Raw genomic sequence first — 16238 nt, 5'->3', positions numbered from 1 at the left:
TACAGTGGAAAATCGCCCCTGGATTAGCCTGCTTCGTCGCCGGCGAGTGACTTGACCAGATCGATGATCCGCCGGCGAACCTTCGGGTCGGCGACCTTCACGAAAGCGCGGTTGAGCTGCAAGCCTTCCGGGGTGGAACAGAATTCCGCAGCCAAAGCCATGGCGTTGTCTTCTGCGAAACCGCCGCGCGCGACACCGTCCTGCCCTGGTGCATCTTCGAAAAAGAAGGAAACTGGCACGCTCAGGATCGAGGCGATTGCCTGCAGCCGGCTGGCGCCGACGCGGTTGGTACCCTTCTCGTATTTCTGGATCTGCTGAAACGTTATTCCGAGGTTTTCGCCAAGCTTTTCCTGGCTCATTCCCAACATGTTACGCCGAAGTCTGATGCGGCTGCCTACGTGAGTGTCAATTGGGTTTGGTTTTTTCTTGTTTTCTTCTACCATTTTGTCCTCGCCGAATTCTTCCGGCTTCTTGTGTTTTTTGACGCCTAACCTCTGACCTGAGCTCCCACCTCATCCGAAAAAGCAACAGCGTGCGAGAGATGCCAACCGCTCCATAATGGGTTTCTAAAATACGGGCTGTCAATTCGCCGGTAGCTTGTGCCTTACCGAAAAGACGAAAGCAATCAGGGCCAGGGCGAGCATAATCAGATATCCGTTAACACGCCGTTGGCCGGCTGAGATCACATCGGACACCGATGCGACGGGGATGCTCAGATCAATGCTGTCGCGTGCATTGATGGCCAGCGCGTCGAGGATTCGACCACGCGCATCCACAGCCGCGGATATGCCATTGTTAGCCGCACGTAACAGAGGCATTCCATTTTCCACTGCGCGTATCTGGGCCTGACGGAAATGCTGGTAAGGACCGGGCGTATCGCCAAACCAAGCATCATTGGTAAGGTTCACAATAAGCTGACTTGACGCAGCGTCAACTGCCACTTCGTCGGGAAAAATGACTTCATAACAAATGAATGGCAGTCCTCGGATCGCTCCAGGCAACAAAAGCGGGTGGCGATCGTTTCCTGCGGAAAACATCGTCGGCCCGGCGACCAGCTGTTCTATGCCGATGCGCCGCAAAAGATCCGCCAGAGGCAGATATTCGCCAAACGGCACGAGGTGGATCTTGTCGAATGCGTCGGCGATCTCGCCCTTGTCGTTGATGGCAACCACCGAGTTGTAATAAAGCGCGCCGGTGTTGGCCGACGCGCCCTCTTCGCGCACCGCCCCGGCAACCAGCATCTGGCCGTCGCCCAGCATGTCGCCGAGCGCGGTCAAGGCGTCCGGCCGCTCGGTGAACAGGAAAGGCACCGAGGTTTCCGGCCACAAGATAAGTTGCGGCTTCTTCTTGCCGGGATCGGGTGTCTTCGACGACATGCCAAGCAAGGTCGCGAAAATACGATCGCGAACCGAAGCGTCCCATTTCTCCCGCATGTCGACCGATGGTTGGACGATGCGCACGTCAACGGTCTTTTCAGCCGACAAAGGTGTCGTAAGCCGCAGATAACCGAAGCCGAGATGGGCGCAGACCACGACCAGCGCCAGGATTGCACCGACGGCAAGATTACGCCGTCCAACCAGCAGCGCAGGCATGGCGAAGACGAAAACGGCAAGCGCATTCATCCCGTTCATGCCGATCGCCGACACGCTTTGCATAAGCAGGGGAACCGGCATCGCTGCGTAGCCGACCGCATTCCACGGAAAGCCGGTCAGGATGAAGCTGCGCAGCCATTCCGCCAAGGCAAAACCAAAGGCGAGCGCTGCGATACGCCCCAGCCCGCTGCTCCAAAGCAGCCGAGCGACAGCGGTGGCGAAACCATAGAAGAAGGCCAGCAACAACGGGATGCCGACCACTGCGAACGGCAGTGCCCAGGCGTAATCGTCCGCTTCCACAAGCAGGGCCTGCCCGATCCACCACAGACCGGCCAGAAAATAGCCGAAGCCGAACCACCAACCGACGGCGAAGGCCGGTCGCAACCGCCTCAGAAACCCACCGGATGCCTCACCCGTCGTGCCATCCAGCAGCCAGACCAGCACGGGAAATGAAATGAAGCAGACGGCGAAGAAATCGTAGGGGGCCTGCCCCAAAACCGCCAGCGCGCCGGCCAGAAAGGCCGCCAGCGCACGTCGCCAGCCCCAGAGCAGAACTATCCGGCCGGCGAGGCGCTCCATGCATTCTTCCGAGTCGCGAGAATCATGGCTAGAGGTGTATCAGGCCCCGCCCCGCGATCCAAATGCCGGCATTGGCGCACCGGCGCGGCTCGTGACTGATTTCAGGCAGATTTCAGCATGCCCTGACCGGCCGGCTCGACCAGCTCGGCGAGTTGCCTGGCGACCGTGCCCCAACCGTCGTGGAACCCCATCTCTTCATGCATGTCGCGCTCGGCCCTGCTCTTGTGCATGACATGAGCGGCATAATCCGTGCCCTCAGGATGCTCGCGCAAGGTGATGATCGCGGTCATGAAGGGTTGGTCGGCGGGACGCCAGCCGCCAGTGAGCGTGTTGGTGAAGACGATGCGTTCCTGCTCGTCGATGGCCAGGAAACAGGCATCGAGATGCGGCTGGAACGGACCTCCATCCTCGCTGATGCGCGTGACGAGAGCGCCGCCGGGACGAAGATCCATCTTCTCGACCTTGCATTTGGCCGGAGCCGGCACCCACCAGCGCGCAAAGCTTGCCGGGTCGGTCCACGCGTTCCAGATGGCCGAGCGTGGTGCCCTGATGATGCGCGAGAGGGTCAGGTCGGTCTCAGGATTCACGATCTCGGTCATTCCGGTCTCTCCTTGTTCTGCTCAGCGAGAACGAAACGTTCCAGGCGGTCATTGCGGCCTTCCCAGACCGCGCGCTGTGCCGACAGCCAGGTTTCGATCATCGCAAACTGCTTGGTCTCAATGACGCAGGTGCGCACGCGTCCCTGCTTTTGCGTCCGGATCAGGCCGCTGCCTTCAAGGAAATGGATGTGCTTCATGAAGGATGGCAGCGCCATGTCGAACGGTTTGGCGAGGTCGCTGATACTGGACGGGCCCTTGCCGAGCTCCGCCAGCACTGCCCGCCGCGTCGGGTCGGCGAGCGCCTGAAAAATTCCGTCCAAAGGCGCCGAATACTGATCCATGAGGCTAAGTATCATCTCGGAAAACTTAGCGCAATAGCTAACTAAAAATTCTGAATCCGATCAGGCCTGTTCGGCACGTGCGCGACGTCGACGTTCGATCGCCTTCTGGCTTTCGACGATACGCACGCGCTTCACGCGGCGCGGATCGGCATCGAGGATATGAAATTCGAAGCCGGGAATGGCCTGCACCACCTCACCCCGCGCCGGCACCCGGCCTAGCGTGTTGAAGATCATGCCACCGATGGTGTCGACCGACTCGCCATGTTCACCTGCAGCGAAATGCTCACCGATCATCTTGGCGACTTCATCGATTTCGGCCTTGCCGTCGACCACATAGATGCCGTCGCCGGCCTGTGTGATCATCGGCTCGTCGTCGTCGTGCTCGTCCTCGATGTCGCCGACCACCATTTCGACGATGTCTTCCAACGAAGCGAGACCGTCGGTGCCGCCATATTCATCGATGACCAGCGCCATCTGCGTGCGCGCCGCCTGCATGCGGCCCATCAGGTCGGAAGCCAGCATCGACGGCGGCACGAACAGCACCGGCCGGATCAGGCTGAGATCGCCGATGGTGCGGGCGAGATCGACCTGGGTGAGGTCGAGCAAAGCCGCGGCCGGTGTCTTGCGGCTGGCCCGACCCGGTTTCTTGACCCGAGCAAGACGCGTGATGTGGGCAAGCACATCGCGGATGTGAACCATGCCGCGCGGGTCATCCAGTGTCTCGGAATAGACAGGCATGCGGGAATGGCCGGACTGTTCGAACAGCACCAGCAGATCGCCCAGGCTCGTGCCGATCTCGACCGCCTGGATGTCGGCCCGCGGCACCATGACATCCTCGACGCGCACTTCACGCAAGCGCAGGATGTTGTTGAGCATCGCCCGTTCGCCGGGCGAGAAGGATTCGGTGCCGGACTCGGTTTCGGCCAATGCGTCGGCGATTTCCTCGCGCAACGAGGTTCCGTTACGCTGGCGGAAAAGACCCAGAACGCGCTCGAACAGGGAGGGGCCGGCAGAAGAAGGCTCGCTCGCTAAACTGCCGGAGCTGGTACTCGGACTGGGCGTTTCTTCCGTCTTTCCGGAAGCCTTTAAACCACTGCCGGCGTCCGTAGGGGCGGCAGTTTCTGATTTCTCGTTCATCGTCGTCCGGTCAATTGAGTGTTTAGTTACGCATAAGGATCGGGAATGGCAAGCCTTGCCAGCGCGGCGCGCTCGACCGCTTCCATCTCCTCGGCCTCGTCGTCGGTCTCGTGGTCATAACCCAGCAGGTGCAGCAGGCCGTGGACTACCAGATGGCTGACGTGGTTCTCGACCGGCTTGTTCTCCTCGGCCGCCTCGCGCGCCACGGTCTCGGCCGCCAGCACGATATCACCCAGCATCGGCGGCAATTGCCCGCCCTTGGCCGTGGGAAAGGCAGGGAAAGACAGCACGTTGGTGGGTTTGTCCTTGCCGCGCCATTCGGCATTGAGCGCCTGTATGGCGGCATCGTCGGTGAAAACAACGCTGAGCTCGGACGTCCCGACAAGGCGCAGTTCATCAAAGGCCGCAGCCGTGGCGCGTTCGACAAGGGCAAGCAACTCCGCCTCCGGCAGCCAAGCGCCAGCCTCGACTGCGAGATCGATATCAAGTGGCAGCTCACGCAAGGTCGTTACACCTTGTACTGGCTAGAGCGCCGCGCGTCCTTTTGGACGCGCAAAGGTCGCTCTAACACTTTGTTTTGGCGCATGATCCTTTCCGAAAATCGATGCCGATTTTCGGGGTCATGCGCTAGCAGGCACACGGAAAGGATCAGTTGTCCGCTCCAAGGCCGCGGGAAACCTTGCCGTCACGGTCGTAGGCCCTGACGATCTCCCCAACCAGCGGGTGACGCACGACATCGACGTCGGCGAAACGCACGGTGATGATGCCGGGGACCCCGTCGAGGACGCGCAGCGCTTCCACCAGGCCAGACTTGGTGTTGGGCGGCAGGTCGATCTGGGTCGGATCACCGGTGATGATCATGCGCGAATTCTCGCCCAGACGCGTCAGAAACATCTTCATCTGCATCTGGGTGGTGTTCTGTGCCTCGTCGAGGATGACGGCGGCATGCGCCAGCGTGCGGCCACGCATGAAGGCCAGCGGTGCGATCTCGATCACACCGGCAGCTATGGCACGTTCCACCTTGTCGCCCGGCATCATGTCGTAAAGGGCGTCGTAGAGGGGGCGCAGATAAGGATCGACCTTTTCCTTCATGTCGCCAGGCAGGAAGCCGAGCCGCTCTCCCGCCTCGACCGCCGGACGCGACAGGATGATGCGCTCGACCATGCCGCGCTCCAGCAGCATCGCTGCATGCGCGACTGCCAGATAGGTCTTGCCGGTACCGGCCGGGCCGATGCCGAACACCAGTTCCGAACGCTCCAGGGCACGCATGTAAGCGTCCTGGTTCAGCGAGCGGGCATAGATGGTCTTCTTGCGGGTCGAAATCTGCGCGGCGGATACCTTGCCCTTGCGTTCCATCGTCGGCAGCACCAGTTGGTCGTCGGCGGCAACCGCCATGCGCACGGCGCCATCCACGTCCGACTGGGCGATATCGGCGCCCTTCTGCAGGATATCGTAGAGATTGTCCAAGGCGCGGCGCGCCTGTTCCGCAGCGGTCGACGAACCCTTGATGGTCAGCTGATTGCCGCGCGAACGGATGTCGACGCCGAGCTTCTGCTCCAGCCGTGCCAGGTTCTCGTCAAACTGGCCGTAAAGCGCACTGGCCAGCTTGTTGTTGTCGAAAGTCAGAACGATATGCGCCATATCCGAGGCCCCGGATGCAGTGCTGGGGGGCACGTTCTTCAGTTCAGTGGCGCTCAAACGTCTCTCCTCATCTGATCCGTTATTCAGATAGGCTCGGCGTACAGACTGTTGAAGCCCGGCCGCGTGATTCGCACCTCGATAATGTCACCGATTTCGCCGACCTTTTCATCAACAATCACCGGCTGCAGCCACGGTGACCGCCCGACCTTCTGACCGGCCTGACGGCCGGGCTTCTCGATCAGCGTCGTCATGGTGCGCCCGACCATCGAAGCGGTGAAAGCCTGCTGCTGTTCGACCAGCAGTGCCTGCAGCGTATGCAGGCGTTCGTCCTTCAGCGGTTCCGGTACATGGCCTTCCATTTCGGCTCCCGGGGTGCCGGGGCGCGGCGAATATTTGAACGAGAACGCGGACGCGTAACCCACTTCCCGCACCAGCCGCATGGTGTCCGCGAAATCGGCATCCGTTTCACCGGGAAAACCGACAATGAAATCGCCCGACATCGCAATGTCCGAACGCGCGGCGCGGACCCGGTCGACCAGGCGCAGGTAGTCCTCCGCCTTATGGCGACGGTTCATGGCCTTGAGGATGCGGTCGGAACCCGACTGCACCGGCAGGTGCAAATAGGGCATCAGAGTGGGCAGGTCGCGGTGTGCGGCGATCAACTCGTCATCCATGTCACGCGGGTGACTGGTGGTGTAGCGCAGCCGGGCGATGCCGGGAATTTCGGCCAGGTGATAGAGCAGCCGGCCCAGCCCCCACTCGGCACCATCAGGCCCCGCCCCGTGCCAGGCATTCACGTTCTGGCCAAGCAGCGTCACTTCGCGCACGCCGGCCTCGGCCAGCCGTTCAGCCTCGGCGATGATCTGGGCGACAGGCCGCGACACTTCCGAGCCACGGGTATAAGGCACGACACAGAAGGTGCAGAACTTGTCGCAGCCTTCCTGCACTGTAAGGAAAGCTGCGACGCCCCGCTTGGCGACCTGCGCGCGCTTCGGCTGTGGTAGGTGTTCGAACTTGTCCTCGAGCGCATATTCGGTTTCGACCACCTTACCGCCGCCACGGACACGCGCCAGGACGTCGGGCAGGCGATGATAGGTCTGCGGGCCAATGATCAGATCGACGGCTGGAGCCCGGCGGATGATCTCCCGGCCCTCGGCCTGGGCGACACAGCCGGCAACGCCGATCAGCATCTCCCGGCCCGCCGCCGCTTTCTCGTTCTTCAGTTCGCGGATGCGGCCGAGCTCCGAGTAGACCTTCTCGGCGGCTCTCTCGCGGATGTGGCAGGTGTTGAGCAATACCAGGTCGGCATCTTCGATGACGCTGGTTTCGGCATAGCCATCCGCCGCGAGCGCATCGGTCATGCGCTGCGAGTCATAGACGTTCATCTGGCAGCCATAGGTCTTGACGAAGACCTTCTTCGGCTGGGGTGCATCGGCACCCTTTTCAGTGTTCAGTGAAAGCGTTTCCAGTTCCATGCCGCGGCTTCGCGAGCGGGTTCCCGGGACCCCGCTCTATCTCCTTGTTTTGACGCAATTCCGGACGGAAAACCGCTACGCACACTTTTCCTGAAATTGCTCTAACGCTTTTCGATCCCGAAAAACAGCCGTTTCCGGCGAAGAGCGCTACTTCACCGGTTCGCTGAGAGCCGCCTGCATCATCTCGCGCACGCGCGCTTCGACGACGCGTGCCGTCTCCTTGCGGTTGGAGCTCTTCGAGAAGGCCACCGGCTCGCCGAAATGCACCTCGACATCAAGACCACCTTCCGCAAGCAACGCCTTGAGATGAGGGCCGAGATCCTGATCGCCGATCCAGGAAGCGACCGGCCGCCAGCGCCTGCCCAACGGCACGCCATGCAAGCGGGTGTAGGCGATTGCGACCGGCTGGATGAACACTTCGTCCGTTATTCCTTCGGCAATGGTCATGGAAGCGGCACCAAACAGCGTGGTCTTGAACGGCAGCACCATGTTGCCGTCGCCGGTGGTGCCTTCGGCAAACAGCACCATGGCGTCGCCCTTGGCCAGACGGGCCGCAATCTCGTTGGCCTGATCGCCGGAGGTACGCTTGCGCTCGCGTTCGATGAAGACGGTGCGCTGCAGTTTCGACAGCTTGCCGATCGCCGGCCAGTTCTCCATGTCGGCGCGGGCGATGAATTTCACATCGACCAGCGAGCCGAGAACCAGGATGTCCGTCCACGAGATGTGGTTGGAGGCCACCAGAAGCGGCCGCTGGTTTGACAACGTGCCGTGGACATGGACGCGAAGGCCAAGCGCGCGCGTGACGGCGCGATGCCAGAGTTTCAGGATGACGCCTTCCGGCCACCATCCCGTCTTCATCGAAATGAGCTGCAGCGGCACCAGCGCGACGGTTGCCAGCACGACATAAGCGAACGCCAGAACCGTCCTGATTTTTCCGACCATCATGTCCCCGAAAGCAGCATAGCCGGGCTAACGGAGATCGCGGCGCATGACAAGCGCGCCGGTTGGGCCATGTTCGGGAGAACGATAATAATTCGGCCGCTTGCCAACCTGGCGGAAACCGAGCCGGCGATAAAGGTTCAGAGCCGCGACATTGGTCTCGTCGACTTCCAGGAACAGCGCCTCGGCGCGCTCGCCGTGCAGGCTGCGCAGCACAGCATCCATCAGCTGCCAGCCGAGCCCTTGCCTGCGATGGGTGCGGGCAACCGCAACCGTCAGGATTTCGCCCTCGCCAGCGGCAAGCCTGGCCAGTACGAAACCGACCGGCGGCTCGGCACCATGGCCGACCTCGCGGGCGGCGAAGCCGAAAACGGTATCCTGGCCGAGCAGCGTGGCGAATTCGCCATCGGTCCATGGCCGCACGAAATCCTCGTGATGCAACGACGAAACGGCGGCGGCATCCGCAATGGTCAATGGCTCGAGTGCATATTCGCGACGCGGCGAAAAAAATGGAATGCGCATCACCCGGCCCTCGGCAACACAAAACCAGCCTGTGGCTTGGCATCGGCATCGCGGAGATAAACCGGCCTGGGTTTTTCCCCTGGCCCCTTCATCGCCGCCAGGCGTGCATAGGTGGCGACGTCGGCCGTGGCGACAAGCGGGCCGAAATCGAACCTGCCGCCGGCAGCAACCGCCTCGGCAGCCGTACCGGCCAGCACCGCGGTGTTATCCCGCGCCATCGCAGCGGCGTCCTCTAGCGTTGTTATGGCCGGGCCATAAAGCGCCTTGCCATCCGAGCCAAACAGGGCGGCGTGGATTTCACCGCGCCCCCCGTCGAGCACGGCCAGCACCGCGCGTCCCGGGAACGCCGATGCGGCTTCTGCGGCCAATGCTTCCAGCGTGGTGACGCCAATGGCGGGAATCTTCAGCGCCAGCGCCAGACCGCGCGCAGTGGAGACGCCAACGCGGATGCCGGTGAAGGAACCGGGACCGGTCGAAACGGCGATGGCGCCGATATCGGCATAGGTCGTGCCGGCATCGGCCAGCGCCTTGTCGATCACCGCCAGCAGGTGTTCGGCATGGCCCTTGCCGAGATCGAGTACGTGCCGACCGAGAAGCTGGCCCGTCACCGCGTCATAAACGCAGGCGGCGCAGAGGCTGGCGGAGCAATCGATGGCGAGCAGTTTCATGTCAGCTTCGCCTAACCGATCGCCGCCCCTTCGACAAGCAGACTCGATACTTAGCCGGACGCGAGCCGCACACGCGGCTCGCCCTCTCGCCTAGGCAGCGCCACCGGCAAGCTTGGCCTTCAGTTCGAGACGACGCTTGTGCAGCACCGGCTCGGTGTAGCCGTTCGGTTGGTCGCGGCCCTTGAAAACCAGGTCGCAGGCGGCCCGGAAAGCGATGGACCGGTCGAAGTCCGGCGCCATCGGACGATAGCTCGGATCGCCGACATTCTGCGTGTCGACGATGACGGCCATGCGCTGCAGCGAATCCAGCACCTGGATGTGTGAGCAGATGTCGTGATGCAGCCAGTTGGCGATGTGCTGCGAGGAGATGCGCAGCGTGGCGCGGTCTTCCATCAGGCCGATATCGTTGATGTCGGGCACCTTGGAACAGCCGACGCCCTGGTCGATCCAGCGCACGACATAACCGAGAATGCCCTGCGCATTGTTGTCGATCTCGCGCTGGATCTCGTCCGGCGTCCAGTTCGGACGCTTGACCACCGGCACCGTCAAGATGTCGTCGAGCCTGGCTTTCGGCCGGCTCTTCAGGCTTTCCTGCACGGCGTGCACGTCGACCTTGTGATAGTGCGTGGCATGTAGCGTTGCCGCCGTCGGCGACGGCACCCAGGCGGTGTTGGCGCCGGCTTTGGGGTGAGCGATCTTCTGTTCCAGCATCGCCGCCATCAGGTCGGGCATCGCCCACATGCCCTTGCCGATCTGGGCATGGCCGGCGAGACCGCATTCCAGACCGGTGTCTACATTCCAGTTCTCATAGGCCGATATCCAGGCGGCCTGCTTCATGTCGCCCTTGCGCAGCATGGCGCCGGCTTCCATGGAGGTGTGGATCTCGTCGCCGGTGCGGTCGAGGAAACCGGTGTTGATGAACACCACGCGCTCCCTGGCGGCGCGAATGCATTCCTTGAGGTTGACGGTGGTGCGCCGCTCCTCGTCCATGATGCCCATCTTGATGGTGTTGGGCTTCATGCCGATCAGCTTTTCGACGCGGTCGAAGATCTCGACGGCGAAGGCGACTTCCTCCGGTCCGTGCATCTTCGGCTTGACGACATAAAGCGAGCCTTCGCGCGAATTGGCGCGGCGGCCGTTCTCACCAACATCGTGCAGCGCGATCAGCGCGGTGATCGCGGCATCCATGATGCCTTCCGGCACTTCCGTGCCGTCCGAAAGCAGGATGGCCGGATTGGTCATCAGGTGCCCGACATTGCGCACCAGCATCAGCGAGCGGCACTTGAGCGGGAAAGTCGAACCGTCCGGCGCGGTGTAGTCGAGGTCGGGATTGAGCTTGCGGGTGAAGGTCTTGCCACCCTTGCTCACGTCTTCTGCAAGGTCACCCTTCATGAGACCCAGCCAGTTGCGATAGACGACGACCTTGTCCTCGGCATCGACGGCTGCGACCGAATCCTCGCAGTCCATGATGGTGGTGAGCGCCGATTCCAGCCAGACGTCGGAAATATGGGCGGCGTCGTTCTTGCCGATGGTCGAGCTCGGGTCGATCAGCACCTCGATGTGCAGGCCGTTGTTGGCCAGCAGGAACTGGCCGGGGCTGGCCGCCTCGCCGAGATAACCGGCGAACTGTTCAGGCCGCTTCAGCCCGGTGGTACGGCCGCCATTGAGTGATACGCGCAATGCGCCGCCGGTGACCGTGAAGGAGCGCGCATCCTGCCAGACGGCACCATCGAGCGGTGCTGCCTCATTGAGGAAGTCGCGCGCCCAGGCGATGACCTTCTCGCCGCGCTTGGGGTTGTAGTGCTTGCTCTTCTCGCCGCCATCCGTCTCGGGAATGGCGTCGGTGCCGTAAAGCGCGTCATAGAGCGAACCCCAGCGCGCATTGGCGGCGTTCAGGGCATAACGTGCATTCATCACCGGCACGACGAGCTGCGGGCCGGCGACAACGGCGATCTCAGGGTCGACATTGTCGGTGGAAACGCTGAAGGCCGGGCCCTCCGGCAGCAGGTAGCCGATCTCCTTCAGGAAGTCCTTGTAGACATCGATATCGACCGGCGCGCCATTGTCGCGATACCAGCGGTCGATCTTTTCCTGGAAATCGTCGCGTTTCTTCAGCAGCGCGCGGTTTTTCGGCGCGAGATCGTGCACCAGTTTCGAAAAGCCGGTCCAGAAATCGGCGGCTTTCACGCCAGTGCCGGCAACGGCTTCATTGGCAACGAAGTCATGCAGTTCACGGGCGATCTGCAATCCGGCGATCTCGATCCGATCGGTCATATATACAGTCTCCAGAAATGCCGCCTGGGAGCAAGGCGGGGGTAGGATCGGCGGGCTTTGGCATGTCAGCGCCGCCCGGTCAATTCGTCGTCAGTCGCAAACCGGGTGTCGCTGGGGAACAATCGATTTAGCGCTTGCTACAAGGCGGCGCGGTACGCGTTTACGCTTCGCAAGTGGCTGGAGTGCCGCTTTGCGTGCCGGTCTCACGCCGCGATGCGCGGCCGACCGGCGGCAGTGGCCACGACATGCGCCTCGATGAACATGCGTTGGCCTTCAACCACGGAGGCGCGGATATCGCGGGCGACATCGATCTCGGCGGTATCCGTTCCGGCCTCGCCGGCGCGCAAGGCAACGAGCTTGCGCACATCGGCTTCCGCCTTGGCCATCGCCTCCTCTTCCCTGGTGAAGTCGCGCACCCCTTCGCCGGACGAGACCCGGAACAGTCCCTCCTTCGGCTGGCTGACGCGCGCCTCCGCCGTCACCCGCACCTGGCCGACCACGGCACCCAGCGCATTGGCGACATCGGTGTCGACCGGCACAATGCACTCGTTGCCGACCAGGGGAGCAAGCCCCGCATAGTGCAGCGGCGCCGAAGCGCCAAGGCCGATCACCGGGCGATCGAGCGCCACGGTCAGCCTGGCGATGCCTGGATGAGCGTCGACAGCACGCTGCACCAGCGCATGCGCCACGGTGGCGGCGCCGTCCAGCCCGTCTTCGGCGAAGGCGGTCTCCAGGATGACTTCCGCCGAGAGCCTGGTCAGCGCCACCAGAACTCGTTCGGAAATCTCCTCCGGCGAGGCGGCGATCGGCTGGCCGCGTCCGTCCTTGCGGCGGGCGAACAGTTCGGCGCCCAGCCGGGCGGCCACAGCGTCCCAGTTTGACTGCTTGCCCAGCGTGTGCGCCGCATCCGAAGGCGTGAAGCCGACAATGTGCACCAGCCCCCGCGCCACCAATCGGTTCAGCGTCGCATTCTGCGCATTGGAGGTGAGCAACCGATCGATCGGCAACGGCACGCTGCCGATCGCCTCGTAAAGCTTGGCCTCCGGTGCACTCAAGCCGGCAGCCAGCCGCTCCGGCACGCCGGTGCGCACCGCAAAGCGCCCGTCCATACGGCCCGGGTTTGGCGCACGCAGCTGCCGCTCCAGTTCGGCCAAAACCGCCCCACCATGGGCAAGGCCGGCTAGCGCCAGTGGCACGACCCGCCGCGGTCCCAGCTGGATCCTCGGCGACAAGCCGCCGTCTTCCAGTGTCACTTCTGAATCGCCACCGAGGCCGAAGGTGCGCATGGCAACCGCTTCGACCATGGTGCGGAAGCCACCAACAGTGGCACCTTCCGGGTCGAGCCGTGGCCGCCCCTTGTCGAGCACGGCGACGTCGGTCGTGGTGCCGCCGATGTCGGAGACGACGGCATCGTCCAGCCCGGTCATGTGGCGCGCACCGACCAGGGAGGCTGCCGGCCCAGAGAGAATGGTCTCGATCGGCCGCTGGCGCGCAAAATCGGCGGAGACGAGCGCGCCGTCGCCACGCACCACCATCAAAGGGGCGGCAATGCCACGCTCGACGAGGAAGCCCTCGGTGGCTGCGACCAGCCGGTCGATCATGGCGATCAGCCGCGCATTGAGCAGAGTGGTCAGCGCCCGGCGCGGGCCACCGAGTTTCGACGACAATTCGTGGCTGCAGGTGACCGGCAGGCCGGTGACGTCACGGATCAGTTCGCGTGCAGCGAGTTCATGCGCGGGATTGCGGGTGGCGAAATAAGCGCAGACGGCGAAACCCGAAACGGACCGGCCAAGCTCAGGAAGGGCTGCTTCCAGCTCGGAAAGATCAAGAACTGCCGCATTGCCATGCACATCATGGCCGCCGGGGCAGAAAAGCACCGGGTCGGTGCCGAGTGCAGCCTTCAACCCGTCACGTTCGAGATCGCCCTGGCCGAAGCCGATCATGACCAGCGCGACACGCCCGCCCTGCCCTTCCACCAGCGCATTGGTGGCAAGGGTGGTCGACATCGAAACCAGCTTGATCGAGGCGGGATCGGCGCCGGTCTGTTCCAATACCTGCCCGACCGCGCCGGAAATGCCGACGGCAAGATCGTGCCGCGTCGTCAGCGACTTTGCCTTGGCGACCACCGTGCCCCTGTCACCCGTATCAGACCACAGGACCGCATCGGTATAGGTACCGCCGGTGTCGATACCAAGGAAAAGCGGAGCGGAAGAAGAAACAGTCACGGCAGGACCCAAGCAAGACAGAAGCTGCCCGGGCTTTAGACCATCACGGCCGACCGCGAAAGGCGGATAGGCTGTGCCAGAACGGCAGCAGGTACTAGGATGGACTGCGCTTCTGTTGCCCCGCCTCTTCCAGCTCCTGGCTCAGCGGCTTGATCGAAGGATCGAGCGGCTCGGCGGGTTCTGATGCCACGGCTTTGACCGGAGCCGGCGGCATCGGGCGTGGCGATGCACAGGCGCACAACAGGAAGAGCGGAAGCAGGATGAAGGGACGAACCATGGTATCGGCAGCATAGGTGCGGCATCGCCAATCACGCGGTGCGTCGAGCCGCCCCTAGTTGTCCCCCATCTTCAGCGCTTCGATGAAGGCCGCCTGCGGGATGTCGACCTTGCCGAACTGGCGCATGCGCTTCTTGCCTTCCTTCTGCTTGTCCAGCAGCTTGCGCTTGCGGGTGACGTCGCCACCGTAACACTTGGCGGTCACGTCCTTGCGCAGGGCCGAAATTGTCTCGCGCGCGATCACTTTCCCTCCAATAGCGGCCTGGATCGGGATCTTGAACATGTGCTGCGGGATCAATTCCTTCAGCTTCTCGCACATGGCGCGGCCGCGCTTTTCGGCTGCGGTGCGGTGAACCAGCATGGAGAGCGCGTCGACCGGCTCTTCATTGACGAGGATCGACATCTTGACGAGGTCGCCCTCCTTGTAGTCGGTCAGATGATAGTCGAAGGAAGCATAACCCTTGGAGATCGACTTCAGCCGGTCGTAGAAATCGAACACGACTTCGTTGAGCGGCAGTTCGTAGACCAGCATGGCGCGCTTGCCGACATAGGACAGGTCGACCTGGATGCCGCGCCGGTCCTGGCAAAGCTTGAGGATGCCGCCGAGATAGTCGTCCGGCGTCAGGATGGTGGCGCGGATCCACGGCTCCTCGATATGATCGATCTTGACCACGTCGGGCATATCAGCCGGATTGTGCAGTTCCTTTTCCGTGCCATCGGTCAGCGCAAGGCGATAGACGACCGAGGGGGCCGTGGCGATGAGATCGAGATCGAACTCGCGCTCCAGCCGTTCCTGGATGATCTCCAGATGCAGCAGGCCAAGGAAGCCGCAGCGGAAGCCGAAGCCAAGTGCGGCCGAGGTTTCCATTTCATAAGAGAAGGACGCATCGTTGAGGCGCAGCTTGCCGACGGCGGCGCGCAGGTCCTCGAAATCGGCGGCATCGACCGGGAACAGGCCGCAGAACACCACCGGCTGCGCCGGCTTGAAACCTGGCAAGGGATCGGTGGTCGGGCGGCGGTCCTCGGTGATGGTATCACCGACGCGGGTGTCGGCCACTTCCTTGATCGAGGCGGTGATGAAGCCGAACTCGCCGGGGCCGATCTCGTCGGCCTGGACCATCTTCGGGGTAAAGAAGCCAGTACGCTCGACCGGATACTTCGCCCCGGTGCCCATCATACGGATGTTCTGGCCCTTCTTGAGCACGCCGTCGATGACGCGCACCAGAACAATGACGCCGAGATAGGCGTCGTACCAGCTGTCGACCAGCATGGCCTTCAGCGGTTTCGTGGCATCGCCTTCGCGCGGCGGCGGCAGCTTGGTGACGATCGCTTCCAGCACTTCGTCGATGCCGATGCCGGTCTTGGCTGAAATCATCACGGCCTCGGAAGCGTCGAGCCCGATCACCTCCTCGACCTGTTCCTTGATGCGGTCCGGCTCCGCCGCCGGCAGGTCGATCTTGTTCAGCACCACGACGATCTCGTGGTTGGCGTCGATGGCCTGGTAGACATTGGCCAGCGTCTGCGCCTCGACACCCTGCGAGGCGTCGACAACCAGCAACGAACCTTCGCAGGCGCGCAACGAGCGCGACACTTCATAGGCGAAGTCGACATGGCCGGGCGTATCGATGAGGTTCAGCACATAGTCCTGGCCATCCTTGGCCTTGTAGTTCAGGCGCACGGTCTGCGCCTTGATCGTGATGCCGCGCTCGCGCTCGATATCCATGTTGTCGAGCACCTGCTCCGTCATCTCGCGCGCCTCCAGCGCGCCGGTCATCTGGATCAGGCGGTCGGCCAGCGTCGATTTGCCGTGGTCGATGTGTGCCACGATCGAAAAATTGCGGATGTTGGAAATGGGCGTGCTCATGGCGCGGCCTTTATCAGGGGCGGAATGCTCCGGCAAGCGGCGGCGGCGCTGGGGTTGCGCATAGAAGTTAAATCTTTAGCGGTTGTGTTAGCCGGGCGTTGGAAAG

14 protein-coding genes are annotated in these 16238 nt (G+C 62.7%); all 14 read right to left on the bottom strand.

The features are described 5' to 3' along the window. Window positions 1–23: 23 nt before the first annotated feature. Window positions 24–443 carry a helix-turn-helix domain-containing protein gene (locus AC3WTO_RS02025; protein WP_492459010.1) on the bottom strand — a complete coding sequence of 140 codons (420 nt, stop codon included), beginning with the start codon at window positions 441–443 and terminating at the stop codon, window positions 24–26. 138 nt (window positions 444–581) lie between these two features. Continuing rightward, window positions 582–2171, bottom strand: coding sequence for an apolipoprotein N-acyltransferase (lnt, locus tag AC3WTO_RS02020; protein WP_492459009.1), 1590 nt, complete (start codon window positions 2169–2171; stop codon window positions 582–584). A 101-nt stretch (window positions 2172–2272) separates the two neighbouring features. Beyond that, entirely contained in the window at window positions 2273–2770 is a 498-nt protein-coding gene (locus tag AC3WTO_RS02015; protein ID WP_492459008.1) for an SRPBCC family protein, read from the bottom strand. After that, entirely contained in the window at window positions 2767–3111 is a 345-nt protein-coding gene (locus AC3WTO_RS02010; RefSeq protein ID WP_492459007.1) for an ArsR/SmtB family transcription factor, read from the bottom strand. The genes AC3WTO_RS02015 and AC3WTO_RS02010 overlap by 4 nt, the downstream gene beginning before the upstream one ends. Before the next feature lie 60 nt (window positions 3112–3171). Continuing rightward, window positions 3172–4248, bottom strand: a complete 1077-nt coding sequence (locus tag AC3WTO_RS02005) for a hemolysin family protein (protein ID WP_492459006.1) — start codon at window positions 4246–4248, stop codon at window positions 3172–3174. Window positions 4249–4274: 26 nt separating this feature from the next. Continuing rightward, window positions 4275–4751 (bottom strand): rRNA maturation RNase YbeY, encoded by a 477-nt coding sequence (ybeY, locus tag AC3WTO_RS02000; RefSeq protein ID WP_492459005.1) that lies wholly within the window; start codon window positions 4749–4751, stop codon window positions 4275–4277. Between the two features lie 145 nt (window positions 4752–4896). Next, a complete protein-coding gene (locus AC3WTO_RS01995; RefSeq protein ID WP_492460012.1) occupies window positions 4897–5889 on the bottom strand; it encodes a PhoH family protein in 993 nt (330 codons plus the stop codon). A gap of 83 nt (window positions 5890–5972) precedes the next feature. Continuing rightward, the gene (gene miaB / locus AC3WTO_RS01990) at window positions 5973–7364 is read right to left on the bottom strand and encodes a tRNA (N6-isopentenyl adenosine(37)-C2)-methylthiotransferase MiaB (RefSeq protein WP_492459004.1); all 1392 of its coding nucleotides are present in this window, start codon (window positions 7362–7364) and stop codon (window positions 5973–5975) included. Window positions 7365–7511: 147 nt separating this feature from the next. Next, the gene (olsA, locus tag AC3WTO_RS01985; RefSeq protein ID WP_492459003.1) at window positions 7512–8306 is read right to left on the bottom strand and encodes a lyso-ornithine lipid O-acyltransferase; all 795 of its coding nucleotides are present in this window, start codon (window positions 8304–8306) and stop codon (window positions 7512–7514) included. A 27-nt stretch (window positions 8307–8333) separates the two neighbouring features. After that, on the bottom strand, window positions 8334–8825 hold the full coding sequence (locus AC3WTO_RS01980; protein ID WP_492459002.1) for a GNAT family N-acetyltransferase: 492 nt from the start codon (window positions 8823–8825) through the stop codon (window positions 8334–8336). Next, window positions 8825–9493 (bottom strand): tRNA (adenosine(37)-N6)-threonylcarbamoyltransferase complex dimerization subunit type 1 TsaB, encoded by a 669-nt coding sequence (gene tsaB / locus AC3WTO_RS01975; RefSeq protein WP_492459001.1) that lies wholly within the window; start codon window positions 9491–9493, stop codon window positions 8825–8827. The genes AC3WTO_RS01980 and tsaB overlap by 1 nt, the downstream gene beginning before the upstream one ends. Before the next feature lie 90 nt (window positions 9494–9583). After that, window positions 9584–11767 carry a malate synthase G gene (locus tag AC3WTO_RS01970; protein ID WP_492459000.1) on the bottom strand — a complete coding sequence of 728 codons (2184 nt, stop codon included), beginning with the start codon at window positions 11765–11767 and terminating at the stop codon, window positions 9584–9586. 203 nt (window positions 11768–11970) lie between these two features. Further along, window positions 11971–13992 carry a hydantoinase/oxoprolinase N-terminal domain-containing protein gene (locus tag AC3WTO_RS01965; protein ID WP_492458999.1) on the bottom strand — a complete coding sequence of 674 codons (2022 nt, stop codon included), beginning with the start codon at window positions 13990–13992 and terminating at the stop codon, window positions 11971–11973. A gap of 331 nt (window positions 13993–14323) precedes the next feature. After that, window positions 14324–16132 (bottom strand): translation elongation factor 4, encoded by a 1809-nt coding sequence (gene lepA, locus AC3WTO_RS01960; protein ID WP_492458998.1) that lies wholly within the window; start codon window positions 16130–16132, stop codon window positions 14324–14326. Between the last annotated feature and the right edge of the window lie 106 nt (window positions 16133–16238).

Source organism: Mesorhizobium sp. EU05-FHT14A09 (genome assembly GCF_058790995.1).
Note: the sequence above shows the minus strand (reverse complement) of the source record. Positions and strands in the feature narration are given on the sequence as shown.